The organism is Streptococcus parasanguinis (genome assembly GCF_001578955.1).
In the GTDB taxonomy this organism is placed as follows: domain Bacteria; phylum Bacillota; class Bacilli; order Lactobacillales; family Streptococcaceae; genus Streptococcus; species Streptococcus parasanguinis_U.
Genome location: NZ_KQ969719.1, coordinates 1 through 525 on the forward strand (window position 1 = coordinate 1; position 525 = coordinate 525).

General features: G+C 36.0%; 1 pseudogene. It reads right to left on the reverse strand.

From position 1 onward, the window contains the following. A pseudogene (locus SPADD19_RS10925) lies at positions 1–386 on the reverse strand (hypothetical protein); the annotation flags it as partial. Between the last annotated feature and the right edge of the window lie 139 nt (positions 387–525).

Here is a 525-nt window from a genome sequence, read left to right on the forward strand (position 1 = left end):
TTATCAATTTGTACATAATACAAGTGATCTTTAAAGACAGTCGGAAAACCGCTATTTTCTGATTCAATCGTCTGATGAGTCCCTGTTTCAAGGTCAAATTCTTCAATTTGATATAGGCTATCGCCTACTTCATAATTTATAAAGAGTTTCTGGTTGGATCGAGCTACTTGAGTAACTGGAACCGTTCCGATAGGTCTCCTATCGATCAGTGTCGTTAAAGATTTGTCTTTTATCTTCCAGAGATAGTAAATCCCTGTCTGATTGAGTTGATCATACTCTTCAAAAACAACAATATCATGATCCACATAGCTAACAGCTACATGAGTCAGATTAGAGGTCTTTTCAACATCTTTTATCTTTTGAAATTCCTTGGTATGTAAATTCATACAGCAAGATAATTCTGATCCTCGTGTCCTTGGTCAACAGCCTCGCCATAAGCAATACCATCATTTGACAGTGCGGTAGGTGTAAAGATTTTCCCATCTGGATAAGGGATAGAAATAGAATTTTTTAATAAATCTTCTG